The sequence below is a fragment of the Pseudomonas sp. LS-2 genome (assembly GCF_003605735.1).
Lineage (GTDB): Bacteria > Pseudomonadota > Gammaproteobacteria > Pseudomonadales > Pseudomonadaceae > Aquipseudomonas.
Map to the genome: position 1 here is coordinate 98786 of NZ_QXTJ01000024.1, position 17465 is coordinate 116250.

Sequence of the window (17465 nt, forward strand, 5' to 3'; positions counted from 1 at the left end):
TTCGTCAGACGTTATTAGTTTGCGGTTTTCGTGATCAACTGTTTGATCAAGCCTCGACACTCTTTATGTCTCAAGACCCCTAACTGCCCCATGATCAGGCTGCGTAATTGCGTGGCCTTTACAAGGAAACCTGGTATGCAAGAACCCAACAGCCGACGAACTTTTATCAAACAGGTGGCGTTGCTGGGCACCGCCGCTGCGGCGGGGTTGTTGCTGCCGGGGTGCGACAAGCCGGAGAAGACTGCCAATGTCGCGCCTGCGGTGCTGAAAAAGCGCTCCGATCAGGTCGTCAGTTTCAAATACCCGGACAATCCGGCGTTCGACCTGGTCTATCTGGCCGACTCCCTCGGCTATTTCGAGGGCACCCGCACACGGCCCAACTACATCGGCAAGATCGCTGCGCCGCAAATCATTCCGCTGGTGGGCACGGGCGAAATCGACTTCGGCACACGGATGGTGCCACTGGTGATTTCAGCCATTGCCAGTGGCCTGGACCTCAAGGTAGTCGCGGCCGGTGGCAAGACCCTGCAGGAAGCGCCGCACATGAAATACTTCGTGCGCGCCGACTCCGGCATCCTCGCGCCCAAGGACATGGAAGGCAAAACCGTGGGTTTCAACAGCTTTGGTGCCTGCGCCGAGTTCGTCACCAAAAAATTCCTGCGCGAACATCAGGTGGACGTCGACAAGATCAACTGGGTGGTGGTCCCGGATAACCAGAGCGAGCAGACGCTTGCCACCGGCAACATCGACATCGCGATCATTCATCCGCCAGCCTCCGGCGGCGCCGAGCACAACCCTCAATTGCGCAAACTCTGGAGCGATTACGACCTGGACAAAGGGCTGGGCGGAATGGCCCCTTACAGTGGGTACGGCACGTTCATCCGCGAGAACCCGGAAGCGACGCAGGATTTCGTCGCGGCCATCGCCAGAGCCGCCAACTGGGTCAACGCCAACCCTGACGAGGCGCGCAAGATCGTCTCGCAACGCATCGGCACCCCGCTGGAGCTGGTCGAGCGCTACGCCTACGTCGATGACCTGATCGTCACCGAACCGCCGATTCAGTACTACATCGACATTCTGCAGAACGAGAAGAAGATCAAGCCCGGCGCGGTCGCGGTCAAGGATGTGTACACCAATGAATTCAACGCGCGGGCCAAGGCTCGCGCCTGATCGGCATCGACATGCGCGGTTCTGGCCGAAGTCCGTGGCAGCGGCGCTTGCCCAGGGCCTGCGGCCAGCAGCGAGGCGGCACCGGGACAGCACCGAGACAGCAAAGCTGTAGGCGTTTTATCGAATGGCTTGAGAGGCATCAGTGCACAAAATCTCCACATCAGGCTTACACATGGAATACCAGGCTCAGGACGAGTCGGGCAACGACGAACGAGTCGAAGTGTTGAAGGACTTCGACCTGCAAGTGCGTGACGGCGAGTTCCTGTCGATTCTCGGCCCTTCGGGCTGCGGCAAGTCCACCTATCTGAACATCCTCGCGGGGCTGGCGAAAAAGACCGGCGGCACCCTGGACATCGATGGCCGCCCCCTGCAAGGCATCAACCGCCATCAGGGCGTGGTGTTCCAGGGCTACGCCTTGCTGCCGTGGCGCACGGTGCTCGACAACATCGCCGTGGGCCTGGAAATCCGTGGTGTCGGCAAGACCGAACGGCGCGAGAGGGCACGCGATTATCTGGATCTGGTGGGCCTCACCGGTTTTGCCTCGCGCTATCCCCACGAACTGTCGGGGGGCATGCGTCAGCGCGTGGCCATTGCCCGCTCTCTGGTCTACAAACCCGACCTGCTGCTGATGGACGAGCCCTTCGCGGCCCTCGACGCGCAAACCCGCGAGACATTGCAGGACGAATTGCTGCGGATCTGGGACCTGCACAAGACAACCATCGTGTTCATCACCCACAGCCTCGACGAGGCAATCTTCCTGTCCGACCGCGTCGCGGTCATGACCCCGCGCCCTGGCCGGATCAAGGACATCATCGATATCGACCTGCCTCGGCCACGCCTGCCTCAACTGCGCAACAGCCACGCCTTCGTCCACCTTCGCCAGCGGGCCTGGGCGTCACTGCGCGAAGGCATGGGCGCCGCTGTCGCCCACCTGCAAGATGCCGAAGACGCCTCACGCCACGAAAGCTGGCAACAGATCGTCGGGCGCAGTGGCTACCGGGTGGGGGTGTAAACATGGGCTGGAAGAAAACGTTACGCAAGACACTGGACAGCTCGCTGGGCATTCTGCTTTTTCTCGCGTTATGGGAAGCGCTGCCGCGACTGGGTGTGGTTAATCCCGGTTACCTGAGTCCGCCTTCGCAAGTGCTTGCGGCCATCGTCGACATGGCGTCCAGCGGCGCGCTGATCAAGCACCTCCAAGCCAGCCTGATTCGTTCACTGGCGGGTCTTGCGCTGGCCATCGTCACCGGTGTCAGCCTGGGGCTGCTGATGGGCTGGTTCGCCCGGCTTGAGCGTGTGCTCGATCCACTGCTGCAGTTCTTCCGCCAGACCTCGGCGCTGGCGCTGTTCCCGGTGTTCATTCTGTTTCTGGGGATCGGTGAACTCTCCAAGGTGGCGATCATCTTCTGGGCGTCGTTCTGGCCGATCCTGTTGAGCACCATCAGCGGCGTCAAACAGGTCGACAGCCTGCTGATCAACTCGGCCCTGTCGATGGGCGCGAACCGGCGCTTTCTGTTCCTCAAGATCGTGCTGCCCTCGGCGTCGCCGTCGATCTTCACCGGGGTGCGTCTGGCAGGGGCTTATTGCATCACCGCATTGGTGGCGGCCGAAATGATCGGCGCTCACTCCGGGTTGGGATTTCTGACGCTCAATTCTCAGGAGGTGTTTCAGATCCCGAGCATGTACGCGGGGATTCTGCTGCTGGCGGTCGTCGGTCTGCTGTTGAACGTTCTGTTGGCGCTGCTGGAGCGTCGTTTCACCCGCTGGCGCCGGGGGCTCAAACATGCCGGGTAGAACCGGCGCTGCATTTTCCGGGGGCTGGATTCGCTATGGTCTGGCCGCGCTGATCGGCGTTGGGGCGGTGTGCGCGATCTGGCTCCTGCCCATGCTCGATGCCGCAGACCAGATGCCGGGGCCGGTGCTCGTCAAGGCCCGGCAGCAGCAGGTTCTGCGCATCGGCGTACGCAGTTATCCCCGGCCCACCGACAGCACCGAGGCGCTGATCGCGGAACCCGATGAAATGGACAGCGAACTGGCCAGCGCGTTAGGCCGTTATCTGGGCATCAAGGTGCAACTCAAGGCCCTGCCTGCTCATGACCTCTCGGGTTTCTTGAGCAAGGACGAAGTCGATGCGGTGATCACGGGGAGTCTGGATATTCCGGGGCTGGAGCGACAGCGGGCAGCGCTGAGCGAGGTGCCCCAGGGTTACGAAAACGGCGCGTTGCTCAGCCTGCGCAACACGATGCCGTCGTCGCTCAAGGACCAGAGCGTCTGCATCGCCAATGGCAGCCCCTGGACCCGCGATTTGCTGGCCCGAGGCGCACGAACACAGGTTTACGCCTCGAGCATCCGCGCCGCGTCGGCCTTCCTCGCGGGAGACTGCCGCTTGCTCGCCGATGAGCGCACGGTGCTTGCCAGCCTGTTGCAAACCCCTGATTGGCGTTTCTATCGCATGCTGCCGCAAACCCTGGCAGCGAGCAGCGACGCGAGCGTCTATCTGTCAGCGCCGGACCCCAAAAGCCTGCGCCTGCTGCAAGCCGGCCTGCGCGACTGGCAGTCCCGAGGCGGTCAAACCAAAGCCTGGGACCTGCACAGCAACGCGTTTCTGGTGGACAGCATGAAGCTCAGTGACGGGCTGGTGTGTCACTGAGCTTTACGCCCGTTTCGGCAACACCCAGTCTTTACGGATGAAATGGCAGGTGTAGCCGTTGGGAATGCGCTCCAGATAATCCTGATGCTCGGGCTCTGCCTCCCAAAACGCACCGGCCGGGCTGATTTCGGTGACCACTTTGCCTGGCCACAGGTCTGAGGCATCGACGTCCTTGACCGTGTCTTCGGCAATGCGTTTCTGTTCTTCATCGAGGTAGAAAATCGCCGAGCGGTAGCTCAGGCCGATGTCGTTGCCCTGGCGATTGGCGGTGGACGGATCGTGGATCTGGAAGAAGAATTCGAGGATCTGCCGGTAGCTGATGACCTGCGGATCGAACACGATTTCGATGGCTTCAGCATGGGTGCCGTGATTGCGGTAGGTGGCGTTTTCGACGTCGCCGCCGGAGTAGCCGACGCGTGTGGACAAGACGCCTGGATAACGGCGCAGCAAGTCCTGCATGCCCCAGAAGCAGCCGCCGGCGAGCAGGGCGGTTTGGGTTTGTGTGGTCATGGTTCAATCCTTCCTGTGGCGCACAGGGCGCACGGTTTTCGATTCGTCAGCCAGTGTGCTCGCCTGCCGTGGGCGGGTGCAAGCGGCGAGGGCGGTGCTACCCTTCGGCGGCATCTCAAGCAACCCCCGCGTTTGTCGCAGTCCGGCCGGGGGCGCTCCACCTTGCCGACGATCTGCCGGGCACCGGCAGCAAGGGCAAACAACACGGCCACCCGCTCAAATGATTGCGAACTCCTGCCTGCCGCGCGCAGTCTTCATTTCAGACCATTCAATCGCACTCAGGGACCTTTTGTGAATCGCCCCCGTATCGGCTTCGCCTGCATGTACCGCCACCACGAGCGCGAGTTGTCGCTCAAGGAACTCAAGACGCTGGAGGGCGGTTACAACCCCCGGACTACCACGTTGCGCTGGATGGACAGCGTGGCTGTTGAGGTCGCACGGGAAAAGCTGCTGCAGATCGTCGACCATAATCTGGCTGCCCAGGTCCACCTGTTGGGCTACGTGGCGCAGTTGCCGCCGACGCTGCGCATGCTGCGCTTGAGCAGCGATCTGTTGCCGTTCTACAGCCATCCCAAAGTCGTCGAGTTCTATCGCGACCCTGCTGTCATGTCGCGGCTGGAAGCAGGCTTTCAGCGGATCGGCGAGGTGGCGCGCAAGGCCGATATCCGCCTGTCGTTTCACCCCGGTCAGTTCTGCGTATTGGCCTCCGACCGCCCCGATGTGGTCGAAAACAGCCTCGCCGAGTTCGAATACCACGCCGACATGATCCGCATGATGGGCTACGGCAGGCAGTTTCAGGACTTCAAGTGCAATGTCCACATCGCCGGACGACTTGGCGTCGAAGGCGTCCGTGCCATCTGGCCGCGATTGTCGCAAGTGTCGCGTCACTGCATCACCTTCGAAAACGAAGAGAAGACCTATGGGGTCGACGATTGCCTGCAACTGGCGGACCTGGCACCCGTGGTGTTGGACATTCACCATTGCTGGATCAACGAAAACCGCTACATCGACCCGGATGATCCCCGTGTCGCGCAGATCATCGACAGCTGGCGCGGGGTGCGGCCGGTAATGCACTACTCGCAGCCTCCGGAAACGCTGCAGGCTCAGGGGTTCGACCCGCAGCAGAAGCTGGAAATGGACGAATTGCTCAAGGTCGTGAACAAGCGCGATCTGTACCTGCACAGCGACAGGATGTGGAACGACTGGACCAACGCCTATGCCCTGCAGTTTCTCCCGCGTTTCGACATCATGTTCGAGGCCAAGGACAAGAATCTGGCGGTGGAGGCTTTCTACCGACGTTTTTTGCAGCCGGATTGATGATTTGATCGTTCTGACGCTCCGCGAGGCGACGCAGTGATTGACGCTCCGCGTCATCGGGGCCGCGGAGCTTCCTGCAAGGCATTCCCACGCTGCGGCGTGGGAATGATCAGAGGGATCATTACACGGCCTCGATAATTACCGACCGGCAGGTCTAAATCGTCGAGGAAGGTTTCGACCGTTAAGTCCAATCGCCCTCAATCCAGCAATTAATCCTGTGATCGACCGGCGAGAGTCAGATACTTGAAGCCCTCTAGCACGACCTTTTCAGGGAAATCCGACCTTCGGTATGAATACGAACGTGAATTGTGCCCATTTTGCGTATCGGCGAGTTGTGCCGTGTCATGGCCGGGTGCCACAATCGCGGGCATGTCACCGTGGTCAGGACAGGCGGGAACCGATGTACCTCCTTGAGTTTCAGGACGAGCGTGATGCCCTGATCCGCACGCAAGTGCGAACCGATCGGCTGCAGCTGCTTTTTCGTCAGACCTTTTTCTCGGTGCTGGGAAGCTTTCTGGCTGCCCTGATGCTGAGCTGGCTGTGCCGGGAGCGGATAGAGCAACAGATCATCCTTTATTGGCTGGTGCTGCTCGGCGCTTCGACGTTGTTACGCGTGACCTTGCTGATCGCCTATTTTCGAAGCAGGCCCGATACCCGCACTCCGCAGCGCTGGGAACTCAAATACTGGCTGACCCTGATCCTCTCGGCCGCCATCTGGGGCGGCGGGGCGCTGGCGCTGATGCAGACCCACGACCTGCTCACGCAAACCCTGGTCCTGCTGTTCACCGTCGGCATGTCGGTCTGTGGGGTGTCCTGTTATTCCGCCTATCGGTCCATGACCATCGTGTCCATCGGCCTGGTGCTGATGCCGTGTTCGCTGTGGCTGCTGTTTCAGCCTTCGCCCACGCAGATCGGCATGGCCTCCGCCTCTTTGGTGTTCGCCTCCTTCGTGGTCAGCGCGACGCGCAAGCTATCCGAGGCCATGGAAAAAGCCTTCCGCCTGACCCGGGAGATGGAATACGCCCACAGTGTCGCCACCCACGCCGCCCATACGGATGAACTCACGGGATTGAAGAACCGTCGGGCGTTCTTCCAACAGGCCGAGCGGACCTACGAGCATTGCAAGCAGAATCAGTTGCCGCTGTCAGCGCTCATGCTGGACATCGATTACTTCAAGCACATCAACGACTCTTACGGCCATCAGGCCGGCGATCAGGTGCTGCGACAAATCGGCGCGGTGATCTGCGAGTCGATCCGCGAGGGGGATATCTGCGGTCGGCTGGGCGGTGAAGAGTTCGCGCTGTTGCTGACCGATACCTCACTGGACGGTGCCCGAGCGACCGCCGAATCCCTGCGCCAGGCCATCGCGCAACTGCCGTGCAGGCACCTCGAAGGCATCACTGCCAGCCTCGGTGTCGCCACCATGAATGCCGGCGACCAGGACGTGCACATGCTGCTCAACGACGCCGACAAGGCGCTGTTCCGGGCCAAGGCCCAAGGACGCAATCAGACGGCTGTGGCCTAGGCCCAGCGCTGTCACCTCTTCGTGACATTTGTCACAACGCTTTTCATTCGCTCCCGGCTGTGGCGTAGTGTGTTTCGCACGATTGCCGACTGGAAGAGGTAAAGAGAAATGACCCTGCAAAACCGCCTGGAAAACCTGTACCCGAGCGCCGATGAGATCCCTGAGCAGTTTCGTGCGGGTCCTGCCATCGAACAGCGTGAGTATCTGGTCAACGGCGAACTGCGTCAGTGGCAGGGCCCGCTGGCGCCGGTGCTCAGTCCGGTTTCGCTGAAGACCGACGCGGGTCTTGAATCGGTGGTGCTCGGGAGTACGCCATTGATGGACGCCGATACCGCGATGTCCGCGCTGGATGCTGCGGTCAAGGCTTATGATCGGGGGCAGGGCGCCTGGCCGACCCTGCGCGTCGTCGACCGCATTCACCACGTCGAGACCTTCCTCAAACGCATGCGCGAACAGCGCGATGCCGTGGTCACGCTGCTGATGTGGGAAATCGGCAAGAACCTCAAGGACTCGCAGAAAGAGTTCGACCGCACCTGCGATTACATCGTTGACACCATCAACGCCCTCAAGGAACTGGATCGCCGTTCCAGCCGTTTCGAACTGGAGCAGGACACTCTGGGCCAGATTCGCCGCGTGCCGCTGGGCGTAACGCTGTGCATGGGGCCTTACAACTATCCGTTGAACGAGACCTTCACCACGCTGATTCCGGCGCTGATCATGGGCAACACCGTGGTCTTCAAACCGGCCAAGTTCGGCGTGCTGCTGATCCGTCCGCTGCTGGAAGCCTTCCGCGACAGCTTTCCGGCCGGCGTCATCAATGTGATCTACGGCAGTGGTCGCGAGACGGTCAGCGCGCTGATGGCCAGCGGCAAGATCGACGTATTCGCCTTCATCGGCACCAACAAGGCCGCCAGCGCCCTGAAGAAACTGCACCCCAAGCCACATCGCCTGCGCGCCGCGTTGGGTCTGGATGCCAAGAACCCCGGCATCGTGCTGCCCGACGTCAACCTGGACAACGCAGTCAGCGAGGCCATCACCGGTTCGCTGTCGTTCAACGGCCAGCGTTGCACGGCGCTGAAGATCCTGTTCGTACACGAAAACGTGGTCGGCAGTTTCCTTGAGAAGTTCGAGGAAAAACTGGCCCAGCTCAAGCCGGGCATGCCATGGGAGCCGGGCGTTTCCCTGACGCCGCTGCCCGAACCTGGCAAGACCGAGTACCTGCAGGGGCTGGTCGACGATGCCGTGAGCAAAGGCGCCAAAGTGGTCAACGAGGGCGGCGGTACCACCCATCAACAGTTCTTCTACCCGGCCGTGCTCTACCCGGTGACCCCGGACATGCGCGTCTACCACGAAGAGCAGTTCGGCCCGGTGGTGCCGGTCGTGGCCTACCGCGACCTGGACACCGTCATCGAGTACGTGCTGGATTCGGACTTCGGTCAGCAGTTGAGCATCTTCGGCAACGACTCCAAGCAGGTCGGTCGCCTGGTCGACGCGTTCGCCAATCAGGTGGGTCGCATCAACATCAATGCCCAGTGCCAGCGTGGCCCGGACAGCTTCCCGTTCAACGGCCGCAAGAATTCGGCAGAGGGCACGCTGTCGGTACACGATGCCCTGCGCGTGTTCTCGATCCGCACGCTGGTAGCGACCAGGTTCCAGGAGAGCAACAAGGCGCTGATCAGCGACATCATCCACAACCGCGAGTCGAGCTTCCTGACCACCGATTACATCTTCTGATCGACAGGTTTGCACCTGGCTGCCGCGTACATTAGTGTGCGCGGTAGCCATCGCCGTGTACCTGTCGGTGGCGTTGCACTTCAAGACTTCCCTCCACTGACTGGACGCCACCGCCCTTGGTCGAAGCGACTTCCCGGCAACACCCCTCTGATGCAACGGTGCTGCCGCTGCCTGTGCTGCAAATGCTGCGCATGTCGACCGCCGTGCAGCACAAGGCGCTGGAAGCCCGGCTGCCCCTCACGCATCCCGACCTCGATCGAACAACCTACCAACGGATCATCCAGGCGTATTACGGCTTTCATGTGCCGTTACAGCGGTTGATCGCAGGTTTTTCGGGTACTGAAGGCGCAGACCCCGAACGGCAGAAGATCCCGGCTCTGCTCAAGGACCTGCACGCGCTGGGCCTCAGCGATGCCGACATCCAGCGTTTGCCGTTGTGCACCGATCTGCCGGCCCTGTCGTCCCATGCTCAACTGCTGGGCATCATGTACGTCATGGAAGGCGCGACGCTGGGCGGCCAGGTGCTGCGCCGGATCATTGCGCACAGGCTGGGCATCGGTGCTGATAACGGCGGCGAGTTTCTGGATGTCTACGGTCGGGAAACGGGCCGGTTGTGGAAGTCCTTTCTCAAATCATTGGCAGACGCTGACCATCCCGACTACAACCAAGAGACCGTGGACGCCGCCTGCGCCACGTTCACCTGTTTCGAAAGGTGGCTGGAACGCACAGGAGTGCTGCTATGACCTCCGTTACCGAACACCACCTGGACGCGCTGCTGCAGAATTGCGCCATTGAGCCGATCCGCATTCCCGGTGCGATTCAGCCACACGGCGTGTTGCTGACCGTCGACGAATCGGCCTGGACCGTCCAGCAAGCCAGCGCCAATGCGGCGTCGGTTCTTAGCGTGGCCAGCGACATCGCAGCCGGCCAGCCGCTGGCTCACTGGCTGGGTGAGGTGCAGGCGGGTCTGGTGCGTCAGGCGCTGGCCGTCGAGGCGCTGGAAGACATCAATCCACTCGCGCTGCGCATGGGCGATCATGCCTTCGACTGCCTGGTCCATCGTCACGACGGTTTGCTGTTTCTTGAACTCGAAGCCGTCCAGACCAGCCCCTTGCCGCCCGGTCAGACCCTCGATCAACGCTTGAACCGTACGCTGCGCCGCATGCAGGCGGCGAAAACTCTGTCTGATCTCTACGCCATCAGCGTCAATGAAATCCGGGCGCTGACCGGCTTTGACAGGGTGTTGATCTACCGTTTTCAGGAGCAGGGCCACGGCCAGGTCATCGCCGAATCCGCAACCCAAGCCCTCGATGCTTATCAGGGGCTGTTCTTTCCGGCCAGTGACATTCCCGAACAGGCCCGAGAGCTGTATCGCCTGAACTGGTTGCGGATCATCCCGGACGCCGCCTATACGCCGGTTCCTCTGGTGCCTGCGCTTCGCCCCGACAATGGCCAGCCGCTGGACATGACCTACGCGGTGCTGCGCAGCGTCTCGCCGATTCATTGCCAGTACATTCAGAACATGGGCGTGCGCGCCTCCATGAGTATTTCCCTGCTCAAGCATGATCGGCTCTGGGGCCTGATCACATGTGGCAATCGCCAGCCGCTGCAAGTGCCGCACACCTTGCGCGCGGCCTGCCAGACCATCGGCCAGGTGTTGTCGATGCAGATCAGCGCGCTGGAAGAATTGCAGGCGCAGCGCCAGCGTGAGTCCAAATACAGCCTGCTCAAGTCCCTTGCCTGTGCTATGGCTGAGGCCGAGGGCGATGTCTATCAAGGGTTGATCGAGCATCCGCAGGATTTGCTGGCCCTGGCCGATGCCAGTGGCGCAGCGGTCATCATCGAAGACCAGATTCACCTGATCGGTCAGTGCCCGACACCGGAGCAGGTGAGGGCGCTGCAGCAATGGGTGCAGGAGCAGCCGGAGGCGGTGATGCAGACCTCGAGCCTGGGCGAAGCATTTGCGCCGGCCCGGGATTATCCGCGCATCGCCAGCGGTCTTGTCGGCTTCAGCCTGCCCAAGCCGGTGGCCAACGCTGTGTTGTGGTTTCGCCAGGAAGTCAAAAACAGCGTTCAGTGGAGCGGCAACCCGGACACTTTCAAACGCGTTGTCGCCGACCGCTTGCAGCCGCGCGAATCGTTCGAGGCGTGGAAGCAACAGGTCGATGGCACGGCGCGGCTGTGGAGCATCGGCGAAATCTATGCGGTCGCCGATCTGCGTCGCTCGGCGCTGGAGTCGGACCTGTCCCGTCAAGTGGTGCGGGAGAAAGACGCCGTGCGCGCTCGCGATGAGCTGGTGGCGGTGGTGTCCCATGACCTGCGCAGCCCGTTGACGGTGATCGTCATGCAGTGCGGAATGATGCAGCGAGTGATCGCGGCCGATGTGAGCCCCTCGTCCAAGCGCCTCAATTCCGCCATCGACACTTTGCAGCGAGCCACGGCACGCATGACCAACCTGCTGGAGGACCTGCTCGACACCTCGAAAATCGAAGCCGGGCGTTACCTGATCTCGCCGCAGCCGCTGGAAATCAGCCAGTTCTTCGAAGACGCCTGGTCGCTGCTCACGCCTTTGGCGCTGAACAAGTTCATCGATCTGACATTCGCCGGCGAGCCTCAATTGAAAATCATGGCCGATCCCGAGCGTATGTTTCAGGTGCTGTCGAACCTGGTGGGCAACGCGATCAAATTCACGCCCAAGGAAGGCCGGATCAGTGTCACGGCTGCGGTGCAAGGGGATTTCGTTGCGATCAGTGTCGTCGACTCGGGCTCAGGGATCGCCCCGGATCAGTTGCCCCATGTGTTCGAGCGTTACTGGCGCATCCGCGAAGGCAACCCCAGTGGCACGGGGTTGGGGCTGTACATCTCGCAAGGGATCGTCAAGGCCCACGGTGGCGAGCTGACTGCCAGCAGCGAGCAGGGTGTCGGCAGCGTGTTTCGCTTTACCGTGCCATTGGCGCGGTAGCGCGTCGGCACAAAGCCGCGCATTACCACGAAACCTGTTGCTGCAACCCATAAAAAGGCCGCTTTCGCTGTGAACATCGACACCCGCATCAAATTCCGCCATCTGGTCTGCTTCCTTGAAGTTGCGCGACAGGGCAGTCTGGCCAAGGCCTCGGACAAACTCGCGATCAGCCAGCCAGCACTGTCGAAAACCCTCAAGGAACTGGAAACCCTGCTGTCCGCCAGCCTGTTCGTGCGCAGCAAGAGTGGCGCGGCCCTGACCGAGGCCGGTGTCGCGTTCATGCGTTACGCGGGCCCGAGCGTTCAGGCCCTGCGCGAGGGGGTGAACAGCCTGCGTTCGGGCGAGCATGAACCGGTGGCCGTGCGTCTGGGCGTGTTGTCGACCGTGGAAAGCCTGTTGGTGCCGGAAGTGATCTGCCGCCTGCATGCCCGGCACCCGGCATTGGTGGTCAGCGTCGCCACCGGCCCCAGCGCCTACTTGTTGTCGCAGTTGCGATTAGGTGAGCTGGACCTGGTGGTCGGGCGCATGACCGACAGCCCGCAGATTCTCGGCCTGAGTTTCGAACACCTGTACAGCGAATCGATGACCCTGGTGGTGCGCGACGGCCATCCGCTGCTCGGCGCGGACGACACGCGGGCAACGCTGGAAGATTTTCCGCTGGTGCTGCCGCTGGCGGGCACGACCATCCGCAAATTCGCCGACAGCCTGTTCGTGCAGCACGGTATCAACCCGCCACGCCAGCGCCTGGAAACCCTGTCGTTGACCCTGAGCCGACGTTACGTGCAATGCAGTGACGCGGTGTGGATCGCGCCATTCGATGCGGTGCGTCAGGACCTGACGCGGGGCGAACTGGTTGAACTGGAGCTAGGGATTCGCGAACCGGGCGGGTCGGTGGGGCTGTGCAGCAACCCGGCATTGCCGTTGTCCATCGCGGCGCAGTGGTGTGTCGACACCCTGCGCGAGGTCGGGCTGGCCTACCGCGAGGGCAGTTATCCATAACCAGATGGTTATGCATACGGACGATCTTTTCAGTTTTGCCGAGGTTGATTGCGCGGGACACTGCGCCATCGCCTGCTGTGTTCTGCCTGAAGCGTTACCGGGCAGGCAATGAAAAGCACCTCCCATAACGACAAGAGGACACTGGCATGTCTGACGCCCACGACAGCCGCTTCGCCATTCGCGACCGCAACTGGCACCCCAAAGCCCTGACCCCTGATTACAAGACCTCGATCCTGCGCTCGCCGCGTCAGGCGCTGGTCAGCATCCCGCAGTCCGTTTCCGAGACCTCGGGCCCTGATTTCACTCACCTTCAATTCGGCCGTCACGATGCCGATCTGCTGTTGAACTTCAACAACGGCGGCCTGCCCATCGGCGAGCGCATCATCGTTGCCGGACGGGTGGTCGATCAGTACGGCAAGCCCATCCCGCACACACTGGTCGAGATGTGGCAGGCCAACGCCGGTGGCCGTTACCGGCACAAGAAGGACGCCTATCTGGCGCCCCTGGACCCGAACTTCGGCGGCGTCGGTCGCTGCCTCACCGACCGCGACGGCAATTACAGCTTCCGCACCGTCAAGCCCGGTCCGTACCCATGGCGCAACGGCCCCAATGACTGGCGCCCGGCGCACATTCATTTCTCCATCAGTGGCCCCTCGATTGCCACCAAGCTGATCACCCAGCTGTATTTCGAAGGCGACCCGCTGATTGCGATGTGCCCCATCGTCAAGTCCATCGCCAGCCCCGAAGCCGTCCAGAGCCTGATCGCCCGGCTGGACATGAGCATGGCCAATCCCATGGATTGCCTGGCTTACCGCTTTGATATCGTCCTGCGCGGCCAGCGCAAGACTCACTTCGAAAACGTCTGAGGAGCGACGCCCATGCCCGTTCACATCCTGCCGGAAACCCCTTCACAGACGGCCGGCCCGTACGTTCACATTGGCCTGGCGCTGGAGGCTGCGGGTAACCCGGCTCGCGAACAGGAAATCTGGAATGAAATGGCCCGCCCTGACGCGCCTGGCGAGCATATTCTGCTGCTGGGCCACGTTTACGACGGCAACGGCCACCTGATTCGCGACTCGTTTCTGGAACTCTGGCAAGCCGATGCCCAGGGCCATTACGACCGCGAGTACGACCTGAGCAAGGCATTCAACAGCTTCGGTCGCACCGCCACCACCGACGAGGGCGAATGGCTGGTCAAGACCGTAAAACCCGGTGTCGTACTTAACGCTGCAGGCGTGCCGATGGCGCCCCACATCAACGTTTCGCTGTTTGCCCGGGGCATCAATATCCACCTGCACACCCGTCTGTACTTCGACGACGAGGCGCCGAGCAACGCAGTTGACCCGGTACTGAACCTGATCGAGCAACCGCAACGGCGGCAGACCCTGATCGCCAAACGCTGCACCGTTGACGGCCAATTGGCCTATCGTTTTGACATCCGCGTGCAGGGCGTCGATGAAACCGTGTTCTTCGATTTCTGACCCCCACAGGACCACTGTATGGACGAGCCGTCAGGAGCAGTACGTTGAACAGACCCGGCAATCAATTATTCGACCGATATTTCACCCAGGAACCGATGCGCCTGATCTTTTCGGATCAGGGACGGGTTCAGGGCATGCTGGACTTCGAAGCGGCGCTCGCCCGCGCCGAAGCGTCGATTGGCGCCATTCCGGCAGAGGTGGTGAACGACATCGTCGCTGCCTGCGATGCCTCGCTGTATGACTTCGACGAACTGTCGATCGCCATCGGCAATGCCGGCAACTCGGCGATTCCGCTGGTCAAGGCACTGGGCAAGCAGATCGCCACGCGCAGCGAAACCGCCGAGCGCTATGTGCACATGGGCGCCACCAGTCAGGATGTAATGGACACGGGCCTGGTGTTGCAACTGCGCAGCGCGGTCGGTCTGCTGGAGCAAGATCTGGCGAACCTCGCCGACACGCTGGCGCAGCAGGCCCAGCGACATGCGGGGGTGCCGATGTCAGGCCGCACCTGGCTGCAACAGGCGACGCCCATCACCCTGGGCGCGAAAATCGCCGGTTGGCTGGGGTCGATCACTCGCCATCGTCAACGCCTCAAGGAGCTCAAGCCGCGTCTGTTGTGCCTGCAGTTCGGCGGCGCTTCCGGCAGTCTGGCGGCGTTGGGCGAGATGGCGTTTCCGGTCGCCGAAGCGCTGGCCGGGGAGCTGAAACTCGGCTTGCCTGACCAGCCCTGGCACACCCAGCGCGACCGGCTGGCGGAACTCGCCGGTTTTCTCGGGCTGGTCGCCGGGAGTCTGGGCAAGATCGGCCGCGACATCAGCCTGATGATGCAGACGGAAGCGGGCGAGGTGTTCGAGCCTGCGGCAGCGGGCAAGGGCGGTTCCTCGACCATGCCTCACAAGCGCAATCCGGTGGGGGCCGCGGTGATGATCGCCGCGGCGACCCGAGCGCCGGGGCTGGTGGCGACGATGCTCACCGCGATGCCCCAGGAGCACGAACGCAGCCTGGGGCTGTGGCACGCCGAGTGGGAAACACTGCCGGAACTGTGCTGCGTGGTGTCCGGCTCGCTGCAACAGGCACTGGCGGTGATTCCGGGACTTGAAGTCGACGCCGAGCGGATGTTGCAGAACCTGGACCTCACCCACGGGCTGGTGCTCGCCGAAGCCGTGAGCATCGCACTGGCCCAACGCATGGGACGCGATGCCGCGCATCACCTGATCGAGCAATGCTGCCGCCGCGCGGTGGAGCAGGGCAAGCATCTGCGCGAGGTGCTGGGCGCCGAACCTCAGGTCGCTGAGCAGTTGTCGGCGCAGGCGCTGGATAACCTGCTCAACCCCGCGCATTACCTGGGGCAATCGAAGCGCTGGGTCAAGCGCGCAGTTGCCGACCATCAGGCATTCAATCTCCGATAGCGCTTCGAATAACTTGACTGGACCGAAAAATGGACGAGAAACAACGTTACGACGCGGGCATGAAAGTGCGCCGCGAAGTGCTGGGCGATGCCCATGTCGACCGCAGCCTGGAAAAGCTCACGCCATTCAACGGCGAGTTTCAGGAAATGATCACGCGCCACGCCTGGGGTGACATCTGGACCCGCCCAGGACTGCCGCGCCACACTCGTAGCCTGATCACCATCGCCATGCTGATCGGCATGAACCGCGAGGGTGAACTCACGCTGCACTTGCGTGCCGCGAAGAACAACGGCGTGACCCGCGACGAGATCAAGGAAGTGCTGATGCAGAGCGCGATCTATTGCGGCATTCCGGCGGCCAATGCAACGTTTCATCTGGCAGAGCACGTGTGGAACGAGCTGGGGGTGGAGTCACTGGAGGAGTGACTGGCATCGAATTCCTGTAGCCATCGGCCGGGCGGCGTTCCGTTTGCCGGCGGTAGCGATTTCCGGGACGCCACCGCCGGCAAGCCGTACGGCTATAAGAACAGATGGTCGCGTTGGCAAGCACACGGCATCGCTGGGTCGTGGCCCGCTTGCTGGGCGCTTGGGAAAGGTCTGACCGAAGATTCACAAAAACAACGGAATGTTTCATGTTTGTTTGGTGATCTGACGACCTCTTCTATATTCTTTCCCTGTCGACCAGTGCTCGCAGAAGCAACGGAGCCTCCACGCAATACCAAAGGAAAGCTGATGAGTACCACCAGCACGCCGCTCTCCGGCGTCAACCAGCCACTCAAGGGGATCGCACTGATCCTCCTCGCGACCTTCCTGTTTTCCAGCCACGACACCTTGTCCAAATACCTTTCCGGCATCTACCCGATCATGATGGTGGTCTGGGTGCGCTATGTCGTGCACACCGGTTTGATGGCGTGCATCTTCATGCCGTCGGCGGGTTTGCGAGTGCTGCGCACCAAACGCCCCGGATTGCAGGCGTTGCGGGCCATCTGCCTGTTGGGGACCAGCCTGTTGTTCACCAGCGGGTTGATGTTCATTCCGATCGCCGAGGCCACGGCGGTCAACTTCCTCGCGCCGTTGCTGGTGACGGCGTTGTCGGTGCCGCTGCTCAAGGAGAAGGTTAGCCGCGGCCAGTGGATTGCCGTGCTGGTGGGGTTCGGCGGAGTGATGGTGATTGTCCATCCGGGCGGGGAGTTGTTCACGCCAGCGGTGTTGCTGCCGCTGGGTTCGGCGTTGTGCTTTGCCTGTTATCAACTGTTGACGCGACTGGTGGCGGCCCATGACAGCCCGACCACGAGCAACTTTTTTGCGGGGTTATTCAACAGCCTGTTGATGAGCGCGATTGTGCCGTTCTTCTGGCAGTCGCCGCAGTGGCAGCACATTCCGTTCATGCTGGCGCTGGGGACCTGCGGAATGGTTGCGCATTTGATGCTGACCCAGGCGTTTCGCTTCGCCGCGCCGGCGTTGCTGGCGCCTTTCGGGTATTGCCAGATCGTGTTTGCCGGTCTCTGGGGTTTTATCGTGTTCAACCACGCGCCTTCGCTGACGGCACAGGCGGGAATCGCGATCATCTGCCTGAGTGGGCTGGCAGCGGCCTGGCAGCAGCGGCGGGTAGGGGGCTGATGCTGATCGACTTCAATCTTGGGCGCGTATTTGCATCTGCCCGGAGGGCGTGGGAGTTGGCTTGCCGACGATCTGCTTCGAAGCGGCAG

General features: G+C 61.8%; 16 protein-coding genes. 15 read left to right on the forward strand and 1 reads right to left on the reverse strand.

Translation table 11 applies throughout. The features are described from left to right. Nucleotides 1-135: 135 nt before the first annotated feature. From D3M70_RS14670 to D3M70_RS14685, 4 genes are all read left to right on the forward strand, one after another. Nucleotides 136-1170 (forward strand): ABC transporter substrate-binding protein, encoded by a 1035-nt coding sequence (locus D3M70_RS14670; RefSeq protein WP_120126469.1) that lies wholly within the window; start codon nt 136-138, stop codon nt 1168-1170. A 172-nt stretch (nt 1171-1342) separates the two neighbouring features. Then, nucleotides 1343-2182: an ABC transporter ATP-binding protein gene (locus D3M70_RS14675; protein WP_120126470.1), complete on the forward strand. Its 840-nt coding sequence runs from the start codon at nt 1343-1345 to the stop codon at nt 2180-2182. Between the two features lie 2 nt (nt 2183-2184). Then, on the forward strand, nt 2185-2964 hold the full coding sequence (locus D3M70_RS14680; protein WP_120126471.1) for an ABC transporter permease: 780 nt from the start codon (nt 2185-2187) through the stop codon (nt 2962-2964). Continuing rightward, nucleotides 2954-3820: a transporter substrate-binding domain-containing protein gene (locus tag D3M70_RS14685; protein ID WP_256659855.1), complete on the forward strand. Its 867-nt coding sequence runs from the start codon at nt 2954-2956 to the stop codon at nt 3818-3820. Before D3M70_RS14680 ends, D3M70_RS14685 begins: the two co-directional genes overlap by 11 nt. 3 nt (nt 3821-3823) lie before the next feature. On the opposite strand, the gene msrA is transcribed toward D3M70_RS14685, so the two are convergent. Further along, nucleotides 3824-4330 (reverse strand): peptide-methionine (S)-S-oxide reductase MsrA, encoded by a 507-nt coding sequence (msrA, locus tag D3M70_RS14690; protein WP_120126472.1) that lies wholly within the window; start codon nt 4328-4330, stop codon nt 3824-3826. 291 nt (nt 4331-4621) lie between these two features. Here msrA and uvsE point away from each other — a divergent pair, with 291 nt between their 5' ends. From uvsE to D3M70_RS14745, 11 genes are all read left to right on the forward strand, one after another. After that, a complete protein-coding gene (uvsE, locus tag D3M70_RS14695) occupies nt 4622-5647 on the forward strand; it encodes a UV DNA damage repair endonuclease UvsE (RefSeq protein WP_120126473.1) in 1026 nt (341 codons plus the stop codon). Between the two features lie 400 nt (nt 5648-6047). Next, complete coding sequence (locus D3M70_RS14700) at nt 6048-7172, forward strand: diguanylate cyclase (protein WP_120126474.1); 1125 nt, start codon at nt 6048-6050, stop codon at nt 7170-7172. A 108-nt stretch (nt 7173-7280) separates the two neighbouring features. After that, on the forward strand, nt 7281-8906 hold the full coding sequence (locus tag D3M70_RS14705) for an NADP-dependent glyceraldehyde-3-phosphate dehydrogenase (protein WP_120126475.1): 1626 nt from the start codon (nt 7281-7283) through the stop codon (nt 8904-8906). 182 nt (nt 8907-9088) lie between these two features. Next, nucleotides 9089-9649, forward strand: a complete 561-nt coding sequence (locus D3M70_RS14710; protein WP_120126495.1) for a biliverdin-producing heme oxygenase — start codon at nt 9089-9091, stop codon at nt 9647-9649. Beyond that, on the forward strand, nt 9646-11868 hold the full coding sequence (locus tag D3M70_RS14715; protein ID WP_120126476.1) for an ATP-binding protein: 2223 nt from the start codon (nt 9646-9648) through the stop codon (nt 11866-11868). The genes D3M70_RS14710 and D3M70_RS14715 overlap by 4 nt, the downstream gene beginning before the upstream one ends. A 69-nt stretch (nt 11869-11937) precedes the next feature. Further along, complete coding sequence (gene pcaQ, locus D3M70_RS14720) at nt 11938-12867, forward strand: pca operon transcription factor PcaQ (RefSeq protein ID WP_120126477.1); 930 nt, start codon at nt 11938-11940, stop codon at nt 12865-12867. 146 nt (nt 12868-13013) lie between these two features. Then, nucleotides 13014-13733, forward strand: a complete 720-nt coding sequence (pcaH, locus tag D3M70_RS14725; RefSeq protein WP_120126478.1) for a protocatechuate 3,4-dioxygenase subunit beta — start codon at nt 13014-13016, stop codon at nt 13731-13733. Nucleotides 13734-13745: 12 nt separating this feature from the next. Next, complete coding sequence (gene pcaG / locus D3M70_RS14730; RefSeq protein WP_120126479.1) at nt 13746-14348, forward strand: protocatechuate 3,4-dioxygenase subunit alpha; 603 nt, start codon at nt 13746-13748, stop codon at nt 14346-14348. Nucleotides 14349-14392: 44 nt separating this feature from the next. Next, nucleotides 14393-15757, forward strand: coding sequence for a 3-carboxy-cis,cis-muconate cycloisomerase (locus D3M70_RS14735; protein WP_120126480.1), 1365 nt, complete (start codon nt 14393-14395; stop codon nt 15755-15757). A gap of 29 nt (nt 15758-15786) precedes the next feature. Beyond that, complete coding sequence (pcaC, locus tag D3M70_RS14740; RefSeq protein WP_120126481.1) at nt 15787-16182, forward strand: 4-carboxymuconolactone decarboxylase; 396 nt, start codon at nt 15787-15789, stop codon at nt 16180-16182. Between the two features lie 306 nt (nt 16183-16488). Continuing rightward, a complete protein-coding gene (locus D3M70_RS14745) occupies nt 16489-17376 on the forward strand; it encodes a DMT family transporter (protein WP_120126482.1) in 888 nt (295 codons plus the stop codon). The last annotated feature ends 89 nt before the right edge of the window (nt 17377-17465 follow it).